The sequence below is a fragment of the Streptomyces sp. NPDC058683 genome (assembly GCF_042716195.1).
GTDB lineage: Bacteria > Actinomycetota > Actinomycetes > Streptomycetales > Streptomycetaceae > Streptomyces.
Window position 1 is genome coordinate 203155 of record NZ_JBHXSK010000002.1, and the last position, 15400, is coordinate 218554.

Annotated in this window: 13 protein-coding genes; 6 read left to right on the forward strand and 7 right to left on the reverse strand. The window is 72.8% G+C overall.

What is annotated here, in order from left to right:
* Positions 1 to 15: 15 nt before the first annotated feature.
* From ACFWXC_RS03000 to ACFWXC_RS03010, 3 genes are all read right to left on the reverse strand, one after another.
* A complete protein-coding gene (locus ACFWXC_RS03000) occupies positions 16 to 1380 on the reverse strand; it encodes an MFS transporter (RefSeq protein ID WP_384472036.1) in 1365 nt (454 codons plus the stop codon).
* Between the two features lie 56 nt (positions 1381 to 1436).
* Positions 1437 to 2912 (reverse strand): NAD-dependent succinate-semialdehyde dehydrogenase, encoded by a 1476-nt coding sequence (locus ACFWXC_RS03005; protein ID WP_384472039.1) that lies wholly within the window; start codon positions 2910 to 2912, stop codon positions 1437 to 1439.
* Positions 2913 to 3060: 148 nt separating this feature from the next.
* Entirely contained in the window at positions 3061 to 3858 is a 798-nt protein-coding gene (locus tag ACFWXC_RS03010) for an IclR family transcriptional regulator (RefSeq protein ID WP_384472042.1), read from the reverse strand.
* Between the two features lie 237 nt (positions 3859 to 4095).
* On the opposite strand from ACFWXC_RS03010, the gene fae reads away from it, so the two are divergent.
* From fae to ACFWXC_RS03035, 5 genes are read left to right on the forward strand one after another with little or no spacing between them, the layout of a single operon-like run.
* Positions 4096 to 4659, forward strand: coding sequence for a formaldehyde-activating enzyme (fae, locus tag ACFWXC_RS03015; RefSeq protein WP_384472045.1), 564 nt, complete (start codon positions 4096 to 4098; stop codon positions 4657 to 4659).
* Positions 4656 to 5768: a mandelate racemase/muconate lactonizing enzyme family protein gene (locus ACFWXC_RS03020; protein ID WP_384472048.1), complete on the forward strand. Its 1113-nt coding sequence runs from the start codon at positions 4656 to 4658 to the stop codon at positions 5766 to 5768. Before fae ends, ACFWXC_RS03020 begins: the two co-directional genes overlap by 4 nt.
* The gene (locus ACFWXC_RS03025; protein WP_384472050.1) at positions 5765 to 7285 is read left to right on the forward strand and encodes an aldehyde dehydrogenase; all 1521 of its coding nucleotides are present in this window, start codon (positions 5765 to 5767) and stop codon (positions 7283 to 7285) included. The genes ACFWXC_RS03020 and ACFWXC_RS03025 overlap by 4 nt, the downstream gene beginning before the upstream one ends.
* A gap of 42 nt (positions 7286 to 7327) precedes the next feature.
* Entirely contained in the window at positions 7328 to 8257 is a 930-nt protein-coding gene (locus ACFWXC_RS03030) for an NAD(P)-dependent oxidoreductase (RefSeq protein ID WP_384472053.1), read from the forward strand.
* 46 nt (positions 8258 to 8303) lie between these two features.
* Positions 8304 to 9464 (forward strand): iron-containing alcohol dehydrogenase family protein, encoded by a 1161-nt coding sequence (locus ACFWXC_RS03035; RefSeq protein WP_384472056.1) that lies wholly within the window; start codon positions 8304 to 8306, stop codon positions 9462 to 9464.
* 37 nt (positions 9465 to 9501) lie between these two features.
* Here ACFWXC_RS03035 and ACFWXC_RS03040 read toward each other — a convergent pair whose 3' ends face one another.
* From ACFWXC_RS03040 to ACFWXC_RS03055, 4 genes are all read right to left on the reverse strand, one after another.
* The gene (locus tag ACFWXC_RS03040; protein WP_384472059.1) at positions 9502 to 10665 is read right to left on the reverse strand and encodes a cytochrome P450; all 1164 of its coding nucleotides are present in this window, start codon (positions 10663 to 10665) and stop codon (positions 9502 to 9504) included.
* 115 nt (positions 10666 to 10780) lie between these two features.
* The gene (locus ACFWXC_RS03045) at positions 10781 to 11209 is read right to left on the reverse strand and encodes an OsmC family protein (RefSeq protein WP_384472062.1); all 429 of its coding nucleotides are present in this window, start codon (positions 11207 to 11209) and stop codon (positions 10781 to 10783) included.
* A 27-nt stretch (positions 11210 to 11236) separates the two neighbouring features.
* The gene (locus ACFWXC_RS03050) at positions 11237 to 11971 is read right to left on the reverse strand and encodes a hypothetical protein (RefSeq protein ID WP_384472065.1); all 735 of its coding nucleotides are present in this window, start codon (positions 11969 to 11971) and stop codon (positions 11237 to 11239) included.
* A gap of 67 nt (positions 11972 to 12038) precedes the next feature.
* On the reverse strand, positions 12039 to 14138 hold the full coding sequence (locus ACFWXC_RS03055; RefSeq protein ID WP_384472068.1) for a SpoIIE family protein phosphatase: 2100 nt from the start codon (positions 14136 to 14138) through the stop codon (positions 12039 to 12041).
* Positions 14139 to 14333: 195 nt separating this feature from the next.
* On the opposite strand from ACFWXC_RS03055, the gene ACFWXC_RS03060 reads away from it, so the two are divergent.
* On the forward strand, positions 14334 to 15311 hold the full coding sequence (locus ACFWXC_RS03060) for a cyclase family protein (RefSeq protein WP_384472071.1): 978 nt from the start codon (positions 14334 to 14336) through the stop codon (positions 15309 to 15311).
* The last annotated feature ends 89 nt before the right edge of the window (positions 15312 to 15400 follow it).

The window sequence follows — 15400 nt, forward strand, 5'->3', positions numbered from 1 at the left end:
TGGCGTCGGGAGGTGTCAGCCGTTCACCGGGCCGCGCGCGGTGCGGGCCGCCTTCGCGAGGTCCAGGTCGGTGGTCTCGGGGGCGAGGAACTGGGAGACCAGACCGCCGAGCGCGAGCACTCCCGCGCCGATGAGCAGGACGAACTCCACGCCGAACCGGTCGAGGCCCATCGGCAGCAGGAAGGTGCCGACGGCCGCGCCGACCCTGCTCATCGCGGTGGCGAAGCCGACGCCGGTGGCGCGCAGCGAGGTCGGGAACACCTCCAGCGGATAGACCGCGGTGAGCGCGCTGGAGGCCGCGTTGAGGAAGATGAAGAAGAGGAAGCCGGCCACGATGACGGGCGTCGAGTGCGGCCACACCGCGACCAGTGCCAGACAGCCGGCGGTGATCCAGAACGGCGGGATCAGCAGCCTGCGGCGGCCGATGCGGTCCACGACCAGACAGCCGGCGGTGACACCGGCGACCGCCGTGAACGAGTAGACGAGCAGCGCCGCGACCGCGTTGTCGCCCATGTGGAGGGCGTCGAAGACCTGTGTCCAGAAGGTGCCGATGGCGAAGTACGGCAGCACCAGCGCCGCCCAGAAGACGCTCGCGAACACCGTGCTGCGCAGGTGCTCCTTGCTGAACAGCGCCCAGAACCCGGCCTGTCCGCTCGCGCCCCGCTCGTCGAGTTCGGCGTCGACGTCGATCTCGATGCCGTACCGCTCGATGAGCGCCTCGGCCTCCTCCCGGCGGCCCTTGCTCAGCAGCCAGCGGGCCGACTCGGGGATGCCGCCCCGCAGCGACACGCAGATCACCGCGAGGACCGCGCTGCTGGCCAGGGACCAGCGCCAGCCGCCGTCGACGTGCGCGAACAGGGCGCCGACGACCGTGGCCAGCGCGTAGCCGACGTACCAGCTGATCTCCAGGCTGGCCAGCAGCCGGCCCCGGCCCTGTTTGGGGGCGTACTCGGAGAGCAGCGGGGCGCCGATGGCGTACTCGCCGCCGATCGCCACGCCCATCAGCAGCCGGATGAGGAAGAGCTGGAGCCCGTCGGTGACGAAGAACTGGAGCACCGAGCCGACCAGGAAGATCACCATGTCGGCGAGGAAGACCGGGCGGCGTCCGAAGCGGTCGGCGAGGCGGCCGAAGAGGGGGCCGCCGACGAAGATGCCGATCAGCGGGGAGGCTCCGACCAGGCCCTCCATGAGGGTGGAGAGGTGCAGGTCGGCGGTGAGGGCGGTCATGGCCATGCCGATGCCGCCGATGATGTAGCCGTCGATGCCCTCGCCTATCTGGGTGGCGAGCTTCAACTTCGTGTGCAGACGGCGGCGTTCGCGCGTGTGGTCGGCGGCTTGCGGGGTGCCGGGCGGTTGCTGGGTCGCAGGCGTCATTGCCATGTGCGGTCCTCGGGGTGAGCGGGTGAGCGGGCGGGGACGGGCAGCGGTCGAAGAGATCAGAGGGGCCAGTCGAGGGCGATGTACTGCGTCTCCAGGAAGGCCTCGATGCCCTCCCGGCCGCCCTCCCGGCCGAGGCCGGACTGCTTGACGCCGCCGAAGGGCGCGGCCGGGTCGGACAGCAGACCGCGGTTGACGCCGACCATGCCGGCCTCCAGGCGTTCGGCGATGCGCAGCGCCCGGCCGACGTCACGGGAGTAGACGTAGGAGGCCAGGCCGTGGACGGTGGCGTTGGCGCGGGCCAGCATCTCGTCCTCGTCGGTGAAGGTGGTGATCGGCGCGACGGGCCCGAAGACCTCCTCGTGCAGGACGCGGGCGTCGTCGGGGACGTCGACGAGGACGGTCGCGGGGTGGAAGTGGCCGGGTCCGCCCGGGACTTCGCCCTGCGCGGCGATCCGCGCGCCGCGCGTCAGGGCGTCGGCGACCAGGTCGCGGATCTTGGCCACGGCCGCCTGGTTGATCATCGGGCCGAGGGTGACCCCGTCGGCGAGGCCCGGACCGGTGCGTACGGCGGTCATGGCGGCGCCGAACTTCTCGGTGAACTCCGCCGCGACGTCGGCGTGCACGTAGAACCGGTTGGCGGCGATGCAGACCTCGCCGCCGCCGCGCATCTTGGCGTCCATCGCGCCGAGCACGGCGGCGTCGACGTCGGCGTCCGCGCAGACCACGAAGGGGGCGTTGCCGCCCAGTTCCATGGTCACGTTGACGACGTTCGCGGCGGCCTGCTCCAGGAGCAGCCTGCCGGTGGCGGTGGAGCCGGTGAAGGAGAACTTGCGGACCCGTTCGTCGCCGAGCCAGGCCGAGACCACCTCGGGGGCGCGGTCGGTGGGCAGGACGTTCAACAGGCCCTCGGGCAGGCCGGCTTCGGTCAGCAGCGCGGCGATCGCGAGGGCGGTGAGCGGGGTCTCCGGGGCGGGCTTGAGCAGCACCGGGCAGCCGGCCGCGAGCGCGGGGGCGATCTTCCGGGTGGCCATGGCGGCCGGGAAGTTCCAGGGGGTCACGAACGCGGTGACGCCGACGGGGTGTTTGCGGACGACGTGCCGGTAGCCGCCGGCCGGGGCGTCCCCGAAGGCGGAGCCGACCCGGACCGCCTCCTCGGCGAACCAGCGGAAGAACTCGGCGGCGTAGCCGACCTCGGCCGCCGCGTCCCGGTAGGCCTTGCCGTTCTCCAGCACGATGAGCCGGGCGAGGGTGTCGGTGTGTTCGCGCATCAGCGCGAAGGCGGTGTGCAGGATCTCCGAGCGGCGCCGGGGCGGGGTCGCCCGCCAGCCGGCCGCGGCCGACTCCGCGGCCTCGATCGCCGCGCGGGCGTCCTCCGGTCCCGCCGCGGAGACCTCCCTGATCAGCCCGCCGGTGGCCGGGTCGGACACGGGGTAGGTCCGTCCGTCGGCGGCCGGGAGCCAGTGGCCGCCGACGAACACATCGCCTTCCGCGAGCGGCGCCTTGGCCAGGAGGTCGATGCCGGCGAGGTTCATGAGCTGCTCTTTTCTCCGTTCCGGACGGGGCTCGTCCGATGCGCGGTGAATTTACGAGCGCGTCATGGGGCCGACAAGGCACCCTCGGCGGATCGCAACGGGGGTTGCTCTGAGGGCAACTCGCCGATCTTGGGCGGGAGTACGGCGGTCAGGTGAGCCGGGCGCGTTGCGGCGGGGTGCGCCGGGGTTCCCAGCCGAGCAGTGACGACACCCGGGCCGCGGCCCGTGCCGTGGTGCGCCCCGCCTCGTCGAGCCGGTCGCCCAGCCGGGACTTCGGGGCGGAGATGTTGATGGCGGCGACGACCCGGCCCCGGAAGTCCCGGACCGGCGCCGACACCCCGACCAGCCCCTCCTCGAACTCCTCGCTGACCCGCGCGTAGCCCTGCCGTCTGCCGTCCTGGATGAGGGACCACAGCTCCTGCACCGGCATCTCCCCGCTGGTGCCGAAGCGGACGTACAGCTCGTCGGGGGTCGCGTCGGCGAGCAGCACGCGGCCCGCGGACAGCCGCCAGGCGGGCACCCCGCGTCCTTCCCAGCCGTGCACGCGGAAGGAGTGCCCGGAGACGGAGAGCAGGGTGAGGACGTCACGGTCGCTGAGCACGCACAGGTGGCTGGTCTCCTCCAGGTCCGCCGACAGGGCGTGCATGACCGGCTCGGCCACCCGCACGAGGCGGCTCTCGGAGGTACGGGCGACCAGGGAGAACAGCCGCCAGCCGAGCCGGTACTCCAGGGTGTCGGGGTCGCGCTCGATGATGCCCTCGGCCGCGAGGGCCTTCAGGGCCCGGGAGATCTGGGTCTTCTCCCGGCCGACCAGCTGGGCGAGGCGGACGACGCCGAGGCCGCCGGCGTTCTGCGCCTCGTCGGAGGCGAGGGCCTCCAGGAGGTCGATGTCACGGCGCAGGCCGTGGCCGCGGGAGGCCGTGGAAGAGTCGGTCACAGAGGTCATCGTATGCGTGCATACGGCCAGAGGAACCCCAGGTCAGCCCTGAAGTTGTCAGGAGAGCAACCGGCATTTCGATTCCCTTGACCGCCTTGCGAGGGGGTGGTGGCGGACCTAGATTCGCCGCATCGGGCCGAGTGAACCGCACCGAATACGAGGTTCGTCCCTTACGGGGTTCATCCCGTACGAGGTTCGTCCTTCCGCGCCCGTCGAATCACGCTTCCCAGGTCCAGGAGAGATCCGATGCCCACGCCGGCTTCCCCCACCAGCCCGCCCGGCTTCGCCCCGACCGCGCTCATCGGCGAGTCCTTCGTCGGTGCCGGGGCCGACGCCGCGCACACGAACATCGTGATCGGACGCAAGGGCGGCCCGGTCGAGACCGCGTGGGCGACGGCGCTGGCCACCCCGAGCGCCGGGCACGTCCCGTTCCTGACGGTGGTACGGCCGTCGGTGCCGGTGAAGCCGCTGACGCTGTTCGTGACCAAGGCCGCCGCCGCGGGCGAGCTGCACGAGCGTGCGACCTGGGGATCCGCGCAGGCGGGGCTCGCGCAGGGGGTCGCGGACGCGGTCGAGGAGGGGCTGATCCCCGCCGGGGAGGCCGACGAGCTGCTGATCATCGCCGCGGTGTGGGTCAACCCGGCCGTCGCCGACCTGGACGCCTCCTTCCGCAACCAGCGCGCCGCCGCGTACGGCGCGGTCCGGGCGGCCGTCACCGGCACGCCGACCGTCTCCGACGTGCTGGCGGCCGCCAAGGAGGGCCCGGCGAACCCGTTCTACACGCCGACCGCCGAGGTGCTCGCCCGATGAAGATCACCGACATCATCCTGGACCGGCTGCGGCTGGAGCTGGACCCGCCGTTCCGCGCCGCCTGGGACCCCGAACCGCGCCGCGCCTTCGACGCCACGATCGTCCGTGTCCACACCGACGAGGGGATCACCGGCATCGGCTCCGGCGATCTGATGGACGGCTTCGAGACGTACAAGCACCTGTTCGTCGGCGAGGACCCGCTCGACATCACCCGGCACGTACGGGCGATCGAGACCGCCAACTTCCACGGCGCCCACTACTGGCCCCTGGAGGCCGCACTGTGGGACGTCATCGGCAAGGTGCACGGCCGCCCGGTGTCGGAGCTCTTCGGCAACGCGGCGAAGAAGCTGCCCGCCTACGCCTCCTCCGGTGAGCTGAAGTCCCCGGCGGAGCGCGTGGAGACCGCCCTGAAGGTGCGCGAGGCCGGTTTCCGCGCCATGAAGATCCGCATCGACCGCAACCGGGTCGACGAGGGCATCGCGGCGGTCCGTGCGGTACGCGAGGAACTCGGGCCCGGCTTCGAGATCATGGTGGACCTCAACCAGTCCTGGCGGATGGCCGGCGACACCGCGAACGCCTCCGACCTCGCCAGGACCCGCAAGACCGTCGCCCGGCTCGCCGAACTCGACGTCTTCTGGGTCGAGGAGCCGCTGCCGTACGCCGACCTGAACGGCTTCAAGCAGCTGCGGGCCGAGAACCCGGGGCTGCGGATCGCCGCCGGCGAGATGCACCACTCCCCCACCGAGCTGCTGCGCTACCTCGAAGAGGACGCCCTCGACGTCTACCAGATGGACGTGGTGCTCGCGATCGGCATGCACCGCGCCCGCACCCTGGCCGAGCTGGCCCAGCTGAAGCACCGTCAGTTCACCCCGCACAGCTGGACCAACGGCATCGGGGTGCTCGCCAACCTCCATGTGGCGGCGGGCGTCGGCGGCGGCCCGTTCTTCGAGTTCCCCTACGACCCGCCCGGCTGGACCCCCGAACGCCGTGACTTCATGCTCGCCGAGCCGGTCCGGGTGAACGCCGAGGGCGACCTGGAGATCCCGGACCTGCCCGGCCTCGGCGTCGAGCTGGACGAGGACGCGATCGACCGCTGGAGGATCAAGTGACGTACACGATCGACGAGTTGCTGGCGCGCTCGTACGACGACTGGCTGGCCGCGGCGGGCAAACTCGCCTTCGAGACCCGGCCGTTCATCGACGGCGCCTTCACCGACGCCGCCTCCGGCGACTCCTTCACCAGCGTCTCGCCGCGCGACGGCGCGGTGCTGGCCGAGGTGCGGGCCGCGGGGGCCGAGGACGTGGACCGGGCGGTACGGTCCGCACGGGCCGCCTTCGAGGACGGCCGCTGGCGTGGCCTCGCGCCGAAGGAGCGCAAGCGGATCCTGCTGCGCTGGTCCGAGCTGATCCTGGCGAACGCCGAGGAACTGGCGCTGCTCGACACCCTGGAGATGGGCAAGCCCATCACCGAGTCGGTGCGGATCGACGTGGCCAAGACGGCGGAGACCATCGCGTGGTACGCCGAGACGATCGACAAGACCTACGACGAGGTGGCCCCGACCCCCGGTGACGCGCTGGCGCTGATCACCCGCGAGCCGCTGGGTGTCATCGGCGTGGTCGTGCCGTGGAACTACGCTTTGCTGATCGCCAGTTGGAAGCTGGGGCCGGCGCTCGCCACCGGCAACAGCGTGGTCCTGAAGCCCGCCGAGCAGACCTCGCTCGCCGCCCTCCGGCTGGCGGCGCTGGCCACCGAGGCGGGACTGCCCGACGGTGTGCTCAACGTGGTCCCGGGCCGGGGCGAGGTCGCCGGTCAGGCCCTCGGCCGTCACCCCGAGGTCGACAAGATCGCCTTCACCGGCTCGGCGGAGGTGGCCCGGTTCTTCCAGGTGTACGCGGGCGAGTCCAACGGCAAGCAGGTCGCCGTGGAGGCGGGCGGCAAGTCGCCCCAACTCGTGCTGGCCGACGCCGACATCGAGGCCGCCGCGTCCGCCGTGGCCTGGGGCATCTTCTACAACGCCGGGCAGACCTGCAACGCGGGCTCCCGGGTCGTCGTCCACGCCTCGGTCAAGGACCGGCTCCTGGACGCCGTAGGGAGGATCACCGCCGAGACGTTCCGCGTCGGCGACCCGCTCGATCCGGCCACCGTCATGGGGCCGATCGTGGACGAAGGCCAACTGGCCAGGATTCTGGGCTACATCGAGCGCGGGAAGGCGGACGGGGCCCGGGTCCTGCTGGGCGGCGGGCGCACGCGCACCGACACCGGCGGCTCCTTCGTCGAACCGACCGTGCTCGACGGCGTGGTGAACACGTCCGTCGTGGGCCAGGAGGAGGTCTTCGGCCCGGTGCTGGCCGTCGTGTCCTACGACGGTGACGTCGACGAGGGCGTACGGCTCGCGAACGAGAGCGACTTCGGGCTCGTCGCCTCCGTCTGGACCCGGGACGTGACGGTCGCCCACCGCACCGCGAAGCGGCTGCGGGCCGGCACCGTCTGGATCAACACCTTCGACGCCAGTGACGTCATCACGCCCTTCGGCGGCTTCAAGGCCACCGGCGCGGGCCGCGACAAGTCCCTGCACGCGCTGGACGCGTACACGGCGCTGAAGACCACCTGGATCAACCTGGCCTGAACGGCCCCTTCCCCACTTCACCCGTATCTAGCGAGGACAACGATGAGGATCGGTTTCATCGGCCTGGGCAACATGGGACGCCACATGGCCCGCCACCTGATCCACGCGGGACACCTGGTCACCGTGTACGACACCCGGCCCGAGGCCGCCGTCGAGCATCTGGCGCTCGGCGCCCGCTGGGCCGACACCCCGGCCCAGTGCGTGGCCGACGCCGAACTGCTGATCACGATGCTGCCGAACCCGCGCGTCGTCGAGGAGGTGCTGCTGCGCGGCGGGGCCGCCGAGACGCTGCCCGAGGGCGCGCTGTGGATCGACATGTCGACCTCCACCCCGGCCGTCGCGGACCGGATCGCCGCCGACGTCCTGGACCGGCGCGGGGTGCGCCGGCTGGACGCCCCGGTGAGCGGCATGGCGCACGGCGCCGAGGCCGGGCGGCTGCAGATATTCGTCGGCGGGGCGGCGGACGACTTCCGGATGTGCCTGCCCGTCTTCGAAACCCTGGGCGACCCCGACAAGGTGCTCCATGTGGGCCCGCTCGGCGCCGGCTACACGGTCAAGCTGATGATCAACCTGCTGTGGTTCAGCCACCTCGTGGCCACCTCCGAGGTGCTGGCGATGGGCACGAAGGCGGGGGTGGACCTGGGTGTGCTGCGCAGTTCGCTGCTGGCCAGCCCGGCCGCCTCGCACTTCCTGGAGAGGGACCTGCTGTCCGTGCTGGTCGACGGCGACTACGACGACTCGTTCGCCATGGTCCTCGCCTGCAAGGACCTCGGGCTGGCCGTGGACCTCGGCCGCGACCTGGGCGTCGCCACCGAACTGTCCGCGCTGGTGGAGCAGATCTACCGCCGCTCCAAGGCCCAGCACGGCGACCTGGCCGGTGAGATGAGCCCGGTGCGTCTCTACGAGGACCTGGCCGGACGGGAGTTCCGCCTCCCGCACCCGGAGGAGGCCCTGCTGAGCACCCCCGCCTGAGCCGAACCACACTCCCTCTTCCCCGCGTCTCCAGGAGCCGAACGCCATGGGCGAGTCCCTCACCAGTCAGCTGACCGTCGACCCCACCTGCCGTATCGAGTTCGGCCCCGGCCGCCTTACGCACCTCCCGGACCTGATCGCCTCCCTCGGCATGGGCCGCGCGTTCGTGGTCACCGACCGCGGGCTGCGGGCCGCCGGGATCGTCGGCCAGGTGCTCAAGGTGCTGGACGCGGCGGGCGTCGAGCACGGGGTGTACGACGGGGTCGGCGCCAACCCCTCCACCGGCAACGTCGACGAAGGCGCCGCCCGGGCACGGGAGTTCGGCCCGGCCGTGGTCGTCGCTCTCGGCGGCGGCTCGGTCCTGGACGCGGCCAAGGGCATCTCGCTCCTGGTCGGCAACGCGGACGCGGCGGCGGCCGACGCGGACACGCTGTGGGAGGCGTCGGACGGTCTGCCGCTGATCGCGATCCCGACCACCTCGGGCACCGGCGCGGAGACCAACGGCTTCGGTGTCATCGAGGACACCGGAGCCCGCCGCAAGGTGTACATCGGCCACCCCTCGGTCAAGCCGCGGATCGCGCTGCTCGACCCGGAGCTGACGCTCGGGCTGCCGGCCCGGATCACCGCCGCCACCGGTATCGACGCCCTGGTGCACGGCATCGAGTCGCTGGCCTCGCGGGGCGCGAACCCGGTCTCGGTGGCGTACGCGACGCAGGCGGTGGCCATGGTCGGCCGCTGGCTGCCGGCCGCCCACCGGGACGGCTCGGACCTGGAGGCGCGGGCCCAGCTGATGCTCGGCGCCCATCTGGCGGGCCAGGCGCTGACCATCTCCGGACTGGGTCTCGTGCACGGCATCGGGCACGCGCTGACCGCCCACACCGGTACCCCGCACGGTGTCGCGCTGGCCGCCGTCCTGGAGGAGGTGCTGGAGTTCGGTGCCCCGGCGGCCGGGGACGCCTACGAGCAGACGGCCCGCGCGCTGCGCCTCGCCCCGCCCGCCGACGGCGACTGGGCCCGCGCCACGGTCGACGCCGTCCGCGAGATCTCCGGCGCCCTCGGCATCAAGCAGCCCCTGCGCGACCTCGGCGTCGGCCCTGACCTGCTGCGCCCGATCGCCGCGGGCGCCCTCGCGGACGCGGTGACCGCCAACGCCCCGCGGCAGCCCACCGAGGAGCAGATCCTCGGGATCCTGGAGGCGGTGTACTAGGGGGTTCCGCTGCGGCCGCGAGAGCCGGACGGGGCCGTCACCACCGCACGTGCAGGCTGGGTGGTTTGCGGAACACCAGTCCGTACGGCGCGGCGGGCCGTTCCGGGTCGAGGCGCAGTGCGGGGAGGCGTTCGAGCAGGCGCTGGAGGGCGATGCGGGTCTCCAGGCGGGCGAGGTGGGCGGCGAGGCAGTGGTGCGGGCCGTGGGCGAAGGCCAGTTGGAGGCGGGCGTTGCCCCGGCGGACGTCGAATCGGTCCGGGTCGGGGAAGACGGCCGGGTCACGGTTGGCGCCGGTCAGGGAGACGGTGACCAGGTCGCCGCGGCGGACGGCGGCCGGGCCGAGGGCTGTGTCCCGGGTGGCGTAGCGGTCCACCACCGCCGCGCCGGGCTCCAGGCGCAGCGACTCCTCGACCGCGCCGTCCAGCAGGGTCGGATCGGCCCGGACGAGGGCGAGTTGGCCGGGGTCCCCGAGCAGGTGGAGCAGCGCGTTGGTGATCATCGCCTCGGTGGTCTCGATGCCGCCGAACATCAGGACCGCCGCGTTGGACGCCACTTCGGGCGGTGTCAGCCGGCCGGCGGCGGAGACGAGGAGCGAGGACGCGTGCCGGTCGGCGACCGTGGCCTCGACGGCGGCTCGCAGCTCCGCGTAGGCGGCGGCACCCGCGGGGCCCGCTTCCAGTCCTTCGGTGATGTCCGAGACGGACCGTACGATCGCGTCGTACCAGGCAAGGACCGTGTCCGTGGTCGCCCCGACCAGTCCGAGCGCCTCGGTGACCACGGCGACGGCGAGCGGTCCGGCGAAGGTACGGCGCAGTTCGGCGGCGCCGGACGGCTCCAGTGCGGTGATGAGGCGGTCGGTCTCCCGCTCGATGAACGCGGCGAACCCGTCGTGCACCTCGCGGGGCCGGAAGGGCGCGGCGAAGGGCTCGCGGTGGCGGGTGTGTGCGGTGCCGTCCAGGGAGAGCATGCTGGGCCCGACGACCTGGGCGGTGGAGAAGCGGGGGTCGTCGACGGTGAAGGTGGCGGAGTCCCGCATCACGTCGAGCGCGAGGTCGCGGCGGGTGACCAGCCAGCCGTTCAACTCGGGCAGCCAGGACACCGGTTCGTGGGCGCGCAGCCGTGCCAGGCGCGGGTGCGGATCGCGGGTGAGTTCGGCGAGCGTGGTCGAGGCGCCGAGCGGGAAGGCGTCGACGGTGCTCATCACGCGGTCCGGCCGGGGAGAGGGAATCCGTTCACCTCCCCACCTAAGCACGGCACCCCGACCCCCGGTTCGGCGCCCCGGACCTGACGAACCACCGGCACACCGCCCACGGGGATCAGTCGTCCTCGACCGAGACGGCAACGGGCGTTCCGGCCTCGATCGTGCGGCTGACGGTGCACAGCCGGTCGTGGGAGACGGCGACCGCCCGGGGCAGGATGGCGCGGGCCCGGTCGCCCGACGGGCCGTCCGGGAAGGTGACGGAGAAGGCGACCGCGAGGTCCGTCATCCGGTTGCCGCCCTCGTCGCCGGCCTTGTGGCCGCTGACGGTGACGGTGAAGGCGGTCGGCTCGGTGTGGCGGCTGGTGGCGACGTCGACGTCGGCCGCGGTGCAGCCGCCGATCGCGGCGAGCAGGAGTTCCACCGGGGTGAATTCCGTGCCGTCGGCGGTACCGAAGACGATCGTGCCGCCTCGTGCGTTCGTCGCGGTGAAGCGGCCGGTGGCGGTGCGCTCGACCGTCACCAGGCGCAGGGAGTCTTCGCTCATACCGCCGAACCTAGGGCAGCCCGGCCGTCAGTGCAGGATGTTCACGGCCCGCGCCACCACCAGGACCACGGTCACCAGGGAGACGGAGGACTGCAGCATCATCAGCATCTTGGCCCAGCGCGACAAGGGCATCACGTCGGTCGGGCTGAAGGCGGTGGAGTTGGTGAAGGACAGGTACAGGTAGTCGAGGAAGGTCGGCTCCCAGTCGCGCGGCGCGGTCTCGGGGCTCTGCATCTGCACGAAGAGGAAGTCCGCGTACTGGTGGTGGCCGCGGACCCGCGCCATCGGTCCGCCGCGGTCCCACTCCCAGTACCAGAGCGCGAAGACGATGACGTTGGTCAGCCAGATGCCGCCACCGGTCAGCAGCAGCGGTCCGGCGTCCTCGCCCTCGGTGCCGTTCACCAGGCCTGCCACCAGCCGGACCGCCGCCCAGCCGTTGGCGAGGCTGATCACGCACATCAGGACCAGGCCCAGCACGCGCAGCCACCGGGTGCGGGGCTCCACCCGCCGGGGGTTGCCGGCGATCAGGCCGGCCAGCAGCGCCAGTTCGAGGGCCGGCAGGGCCCAGTACGGCTGGAGGGCGAACCGGTGCGGCAGCGCCAGCTGGAGCGCGACGGCCACCAGGATCACGGCGGTCACGGCCCACCGCGGCTCGCCGCGCGTGGCCCTGCGCCACGCGGGCACCACTTCGCGCTCGCCGTCCGCCAGCAGCCGCTCAAGCCTGGCCAGCCGGTTCTCGGCATCGCTCATGCGGTCGTTCATGGCGCCGATTGTCCCCGAGCCCGCCTGCCGGCCGCCCGTCCGGCATCGAGATCCTCCCCGGCTCCGGTCACGGACGCGCCGGACCCGCCGGGAGCAGGGGCTGGGCGCGGGCGACGAGCAGCGCGACGTCGTCCTCGCCGCCGGGCGGCCTCAGCGTCTCCAGGATGCGTTCGCAGGTCTCCTCGAGATCGCGGCCGCGGGTCGCGGTGAGGGCGTCGAGCAGGGTGTCCAGGCGGGCGTCGATGGGTTCGCTGCGGGTCTCGACCAGGCCGTCGGTGTAGAGGACCAGTTCGTCGCCGGGCCGGAAGGCGAGGGTGACGGCCTCGAAGGGCACCCCGCCGACGCCCAGCGGTACGCCCGTCGGCAGGTCGAGCAGCCGCGCCGGGTGGCCGGCCCGCAGCAGGGCCGGGGGCAGGTGGCCGGCGAGACACATCCGGCACTCGCCCCGGTGCGGGTCGCAGACGCAGTAGAGGCAGGTGGTGATGGCCTGCTCGCCCCCTTCGGTGAGGTGGTCGAGGTGGTACAGGGCCTCGTCCGGGGCGAGATCGAGTTCGGCGAAGGCGCGGGCGGCGCTGCGCAGTTGCCCCATGGTGGCGGCGGCGTTGATGCCGCTGCCCATGACGTCTCCGACGACCAGGGCGGTCTTGTCCCCCCGCAGGGGTATGGCGTCGTACCAGTCGCCGCCGATCTCGCTCGTGGCGCCGGCGGGCTGGTAGCGGCAGGCCACCTCCAGGCCCGGCAGGTGCGTCGGAAGCTGGGGGAGCAGACTGCGCTGGAGGGTGAGGGCCGCATGGCGCTGGGCCTGGTAACCACGGGCGTTGTCGATGCAGACCGCGGCCCGGGCGGCCAGTTCACAGGCGAGGAACACATCGTCGTCGTCGAAGGGCGCGGGGTTGTTCCGGGTACGGGCGAGGGCCAGGGCGCCGAGGACCTCGCCCCGGGCGGGCAGCGGTACGGCCAGGTAGGAGTGGACGCCGACCGCCGCGAGGAGGGCGGCTGCCGCGTCGTTGCGGGCGATGCGGTCCAGGTCCCGGCGCGTGGTGCGGGGCAGCAGGACCGGTTGACGGGTGCGCACGCACTGGGTGATCAGGCGGTCGCTGTCGTAGGTGGCGAGTCCCCCGGGCGGGTCGGCCACGCAGGCCGCCTCGCCGGCGTGGAACGCGCTGACGGCGAGGGTACGGAAGCACGCCGGGCCCTCGTGCGGCTCGGTCCGGCCGTCGAGCGCGCATTCGAGCACGTCCACGGCGGCCACGTCGGCCAGGTCCGGTACGACGACGTCGGCCAGCTCGCATGCCGTCGTCTCCAGATCGAGGGTGGTGCCCACGTAGGCCGAGGCCCGGGCGATCAGGGCCAGCCGTTGCCGGGCGTCGGCCGCCTCGGCGGCCGCCCGGTGGCGTTCGGTGACGTCGATGACGGAGTAGGCCAGGCCCAGCACCCGCCCGGCGGAGTCCTCCAGCCGGTAGTACGAGACGGACCAGGCGTGGTCGTGGTCCGGGTCGCCGGGCGGCCGGCAGACGATGTCCCGGTCGACGACCGACTCGCCCGTCTCCAGGACACGGCGCAGCCGCGCCTCGGGGTCCGTGTCCAGGAAGGTCAGGATCTCGCCGACCGGCCGGCCGAGACGCTCGGCGGCCGACTGGCCCGTGATGCGTTCCAGGGCGGGATTGACGGCGAGGTACCGGAGGTCCGAGTCCAGGATGGCCAGCCCGACCGGGGACTGGGACACCAGCCGCATGGCCAGGGCGGCATCCCGTTCGACCCGCTCCACCGCGGCCTGGTCGGCGGCCAGACCCAGGGCGTAGAAGCCGCCGAGGTCGTCCAGCAGCCTCATGTTGCGGAACTCCACCAGGCGGGTGCTGCCGTCCTTGTGCCGGACCGGAAAGACCCCGGCCCAGTCCTGGCCGGATTCCATGACCTGCGTGAACAGCTTGACGACCTCGTCCCGGTGCTCCTCGTGGACCATCAGCCGGGCCGCGTACTGCCCCAGCGCCTCCGCCGCGCTGTGGCCGAACAGTTCCTCGGCCTTCGGGCTCCACAGGACCACCTGGCCCTCCGCGTTCAGCACCACCGCGGCCACGCTGAGCAGATCCAGCAGGCCGCTGGGCGGCGCGGCGGAACCGGCCGCCGGCCGGCCGGCCACTGCTCGGGAGGAGTCCGTCGTGCCCATCCCTCATCTTCCCTCCCGCCCGGTGCCCTGGCTCGTGAAGCATCGGCGGGCGTGCTGTCTTCATCCATGGTCGCCCCAGACCGAGGCGGCCCACATCCGGACCTGCCTGCGCGAGCCGCTGTGCGAAGCTGGAGTCGATCACAGGCGCCACCTCCCCGTGCGTCCCGCCCGGGGAGCGGAGAACGGTGAGTACCGATGACCTCGAAGTCCGCCGCTGCCCCCGATCCCCCCGGGCCCGGATCAGCCGTCACCGGCAACGGGCCCGCCGTCTCCCGCCGGGAGTTCGACGCGCTCTTCGATGCGGTCCGCACCTGGGGCCGCTGGGACCCGGCCGACCGCGGTGCCTGGAACCGGGTGACCGCCGACCGGGCCCGGCGGGCCACGGCGGGCGTGCGGTCCGGGGTGGTCGTCCCGTTGGCGCTGCCGTGGAACACCCGGCCCGGCCCGGACAACCGCAGGCCCGCGCTGCACCACATGACCGACCTCGGTGACGTGGAGAGCCCGGAGCCCACCGCCCACAAGGACTTCATCGCCGCCGACTACCACGGCAAGGGCGTCACGCATCTCGACGCCCTGTGCCATATCGCCTACCGGGGGCAGCTCTACGACGGCCGGACGGCCGCCGACGTCGTCGGCGCCGCGGGCGCCCGCTTCGGAGCGGTGTCGGCGCTCGGGCCCCTCGTCACCCGGGGTGTGCTCCTCGACCTTCCCGCCGTTCTCGGTACCCGCTGGCTGGAGCCGGGACGAGCGGTGCACGCGCGGGACGTCACCGAGGCGGAGCGGGCGCTCGGGGTGACGATCGGCGAGGGCGACGCGGTGCTGCTGCGGTCCGGGCACGTCCGCCGCCGCAGGGAGCTGGGCGCCTGGGACCCGGACACCGCGAGCGCGGGCTTCCACGTGGACGCCGTACCGCTGCTCGCGGAGCGCGGCATCGCGCTGCTCGGGGGTGACGGCGACAGCGATGTACGGCCCTCGCCCGTCGAGGGTGTGCATTCGCCGGTGCATGCCCTGGCACTGGCCGCGATGGGCGTCCCGCTGCTGGACAACCTCGATCTGGAGGCCCTCTCGGCCGCCGCCGCGGAGGCCGGGCGGTATGAGTTCCTGCTGGTCGTGGCGCCGCTGAACGTCCCGGGCGGGACGGGCTCGCCCGTCAACCCGGTGGCGGTCCTGTAGCAACCCGACGAACGACGCGCACATGACAAGAATGTCACCCCGTGACGCGCGCCCTTAATGTCCGTATCCTCATTGATGCCAGATATTTA

Excerpts from the sequence above, each read along its gene's own strand:
- ACFWXC_RS03045 (WP_384472062.1), bottom strand. The coding sequence starts at position 11,209 with ATGAGCGAAGACTCCCTGCGCCTGGTGACGGTCGAGCGCACCGCCACC.
- fae (WP_384472045.1), top strand. The coding sequence starts at position 4,096 with ATGCCCACGCCGGCTTCCCCCACCAGCCCGCCCGGCTTCGCCCCGACC.
- ACFWXC_RS03030 (WP_384472053.1), top strand. The coding sequence starts at position 7,328 with ATGAGGATCGGTTTCATCGGCCTGGGCAACATGGGACGCCACATGGCC.
- ACFWXC_RS03005 (WP_384472039.1), bottom strand. The coding sequence starts at position 2,912 with ATGAACCTCGCCGGCATCGACCTCCTGGCCAAGGCGCCGCTCGCGGAA.
- ACFWXC_RS03035 (WP_384472056.1), top strand. The coding sequence starts at position 8,304 with ATGGGCGAGTCCCTCACCAGTCAGCTGACCGTCGACCCCACCTGCCGT.
- ACFWXC_RS03060 (WP_384472071.1), top strand. The coding sequence starts at position 14,334 with ATGACCTCGAAGTCCGCCGCTGCCCCCGATCCCCCCGGGCCCGGATCA.
- ACFWXC_RS03040 (WP_384472059.1), bottom strand. The coding sequence starts at position 10,665 with ATGAGCACCGTCGACGCCTTCCCGCTCGGCGCCTCGACCACGCTCGCC.
- ACFWXC_RS03000 (WP_384472036.1), bottom strand. The coding sequence starts at position 1,380 with ATGGCAATGACGCCTGCGACCCAGCAACCGCCCGGCACCCCGCAAGCC.
- ACFWXC_RS03020 (WP_384472048.1), top strand. The coding sequence starts at position 4,656 with ATGAAGATCACCGACATCATCCTGGACCGGCTGCGGCTGGAGCTGGAC.
- ACFWXC_RS03055 (WP_384472068.1), bottom strand. The coding sequence starts at position 14,138 with ATGGGCACGACGGACTCCTCCCGAGCAGTGGCCGGCCGGCCGGCGGCC.
- ACFWXC_RS03010 (WP_384472042.1), bottom strand. The coding sequence starts at position 3,858 with ATGACCTCTGTGACCGACTCTTCCACGGCCTCCCGCGGCCACGGCCTG.
- ACFWXC_RS03050 (WP_384472065.1), bottom strand. The coding sequence starts at position 11,971 with ATGAACGACCGCATGAGCGATGCCGAGAACCGGCTGGCCAGGCTTGAG.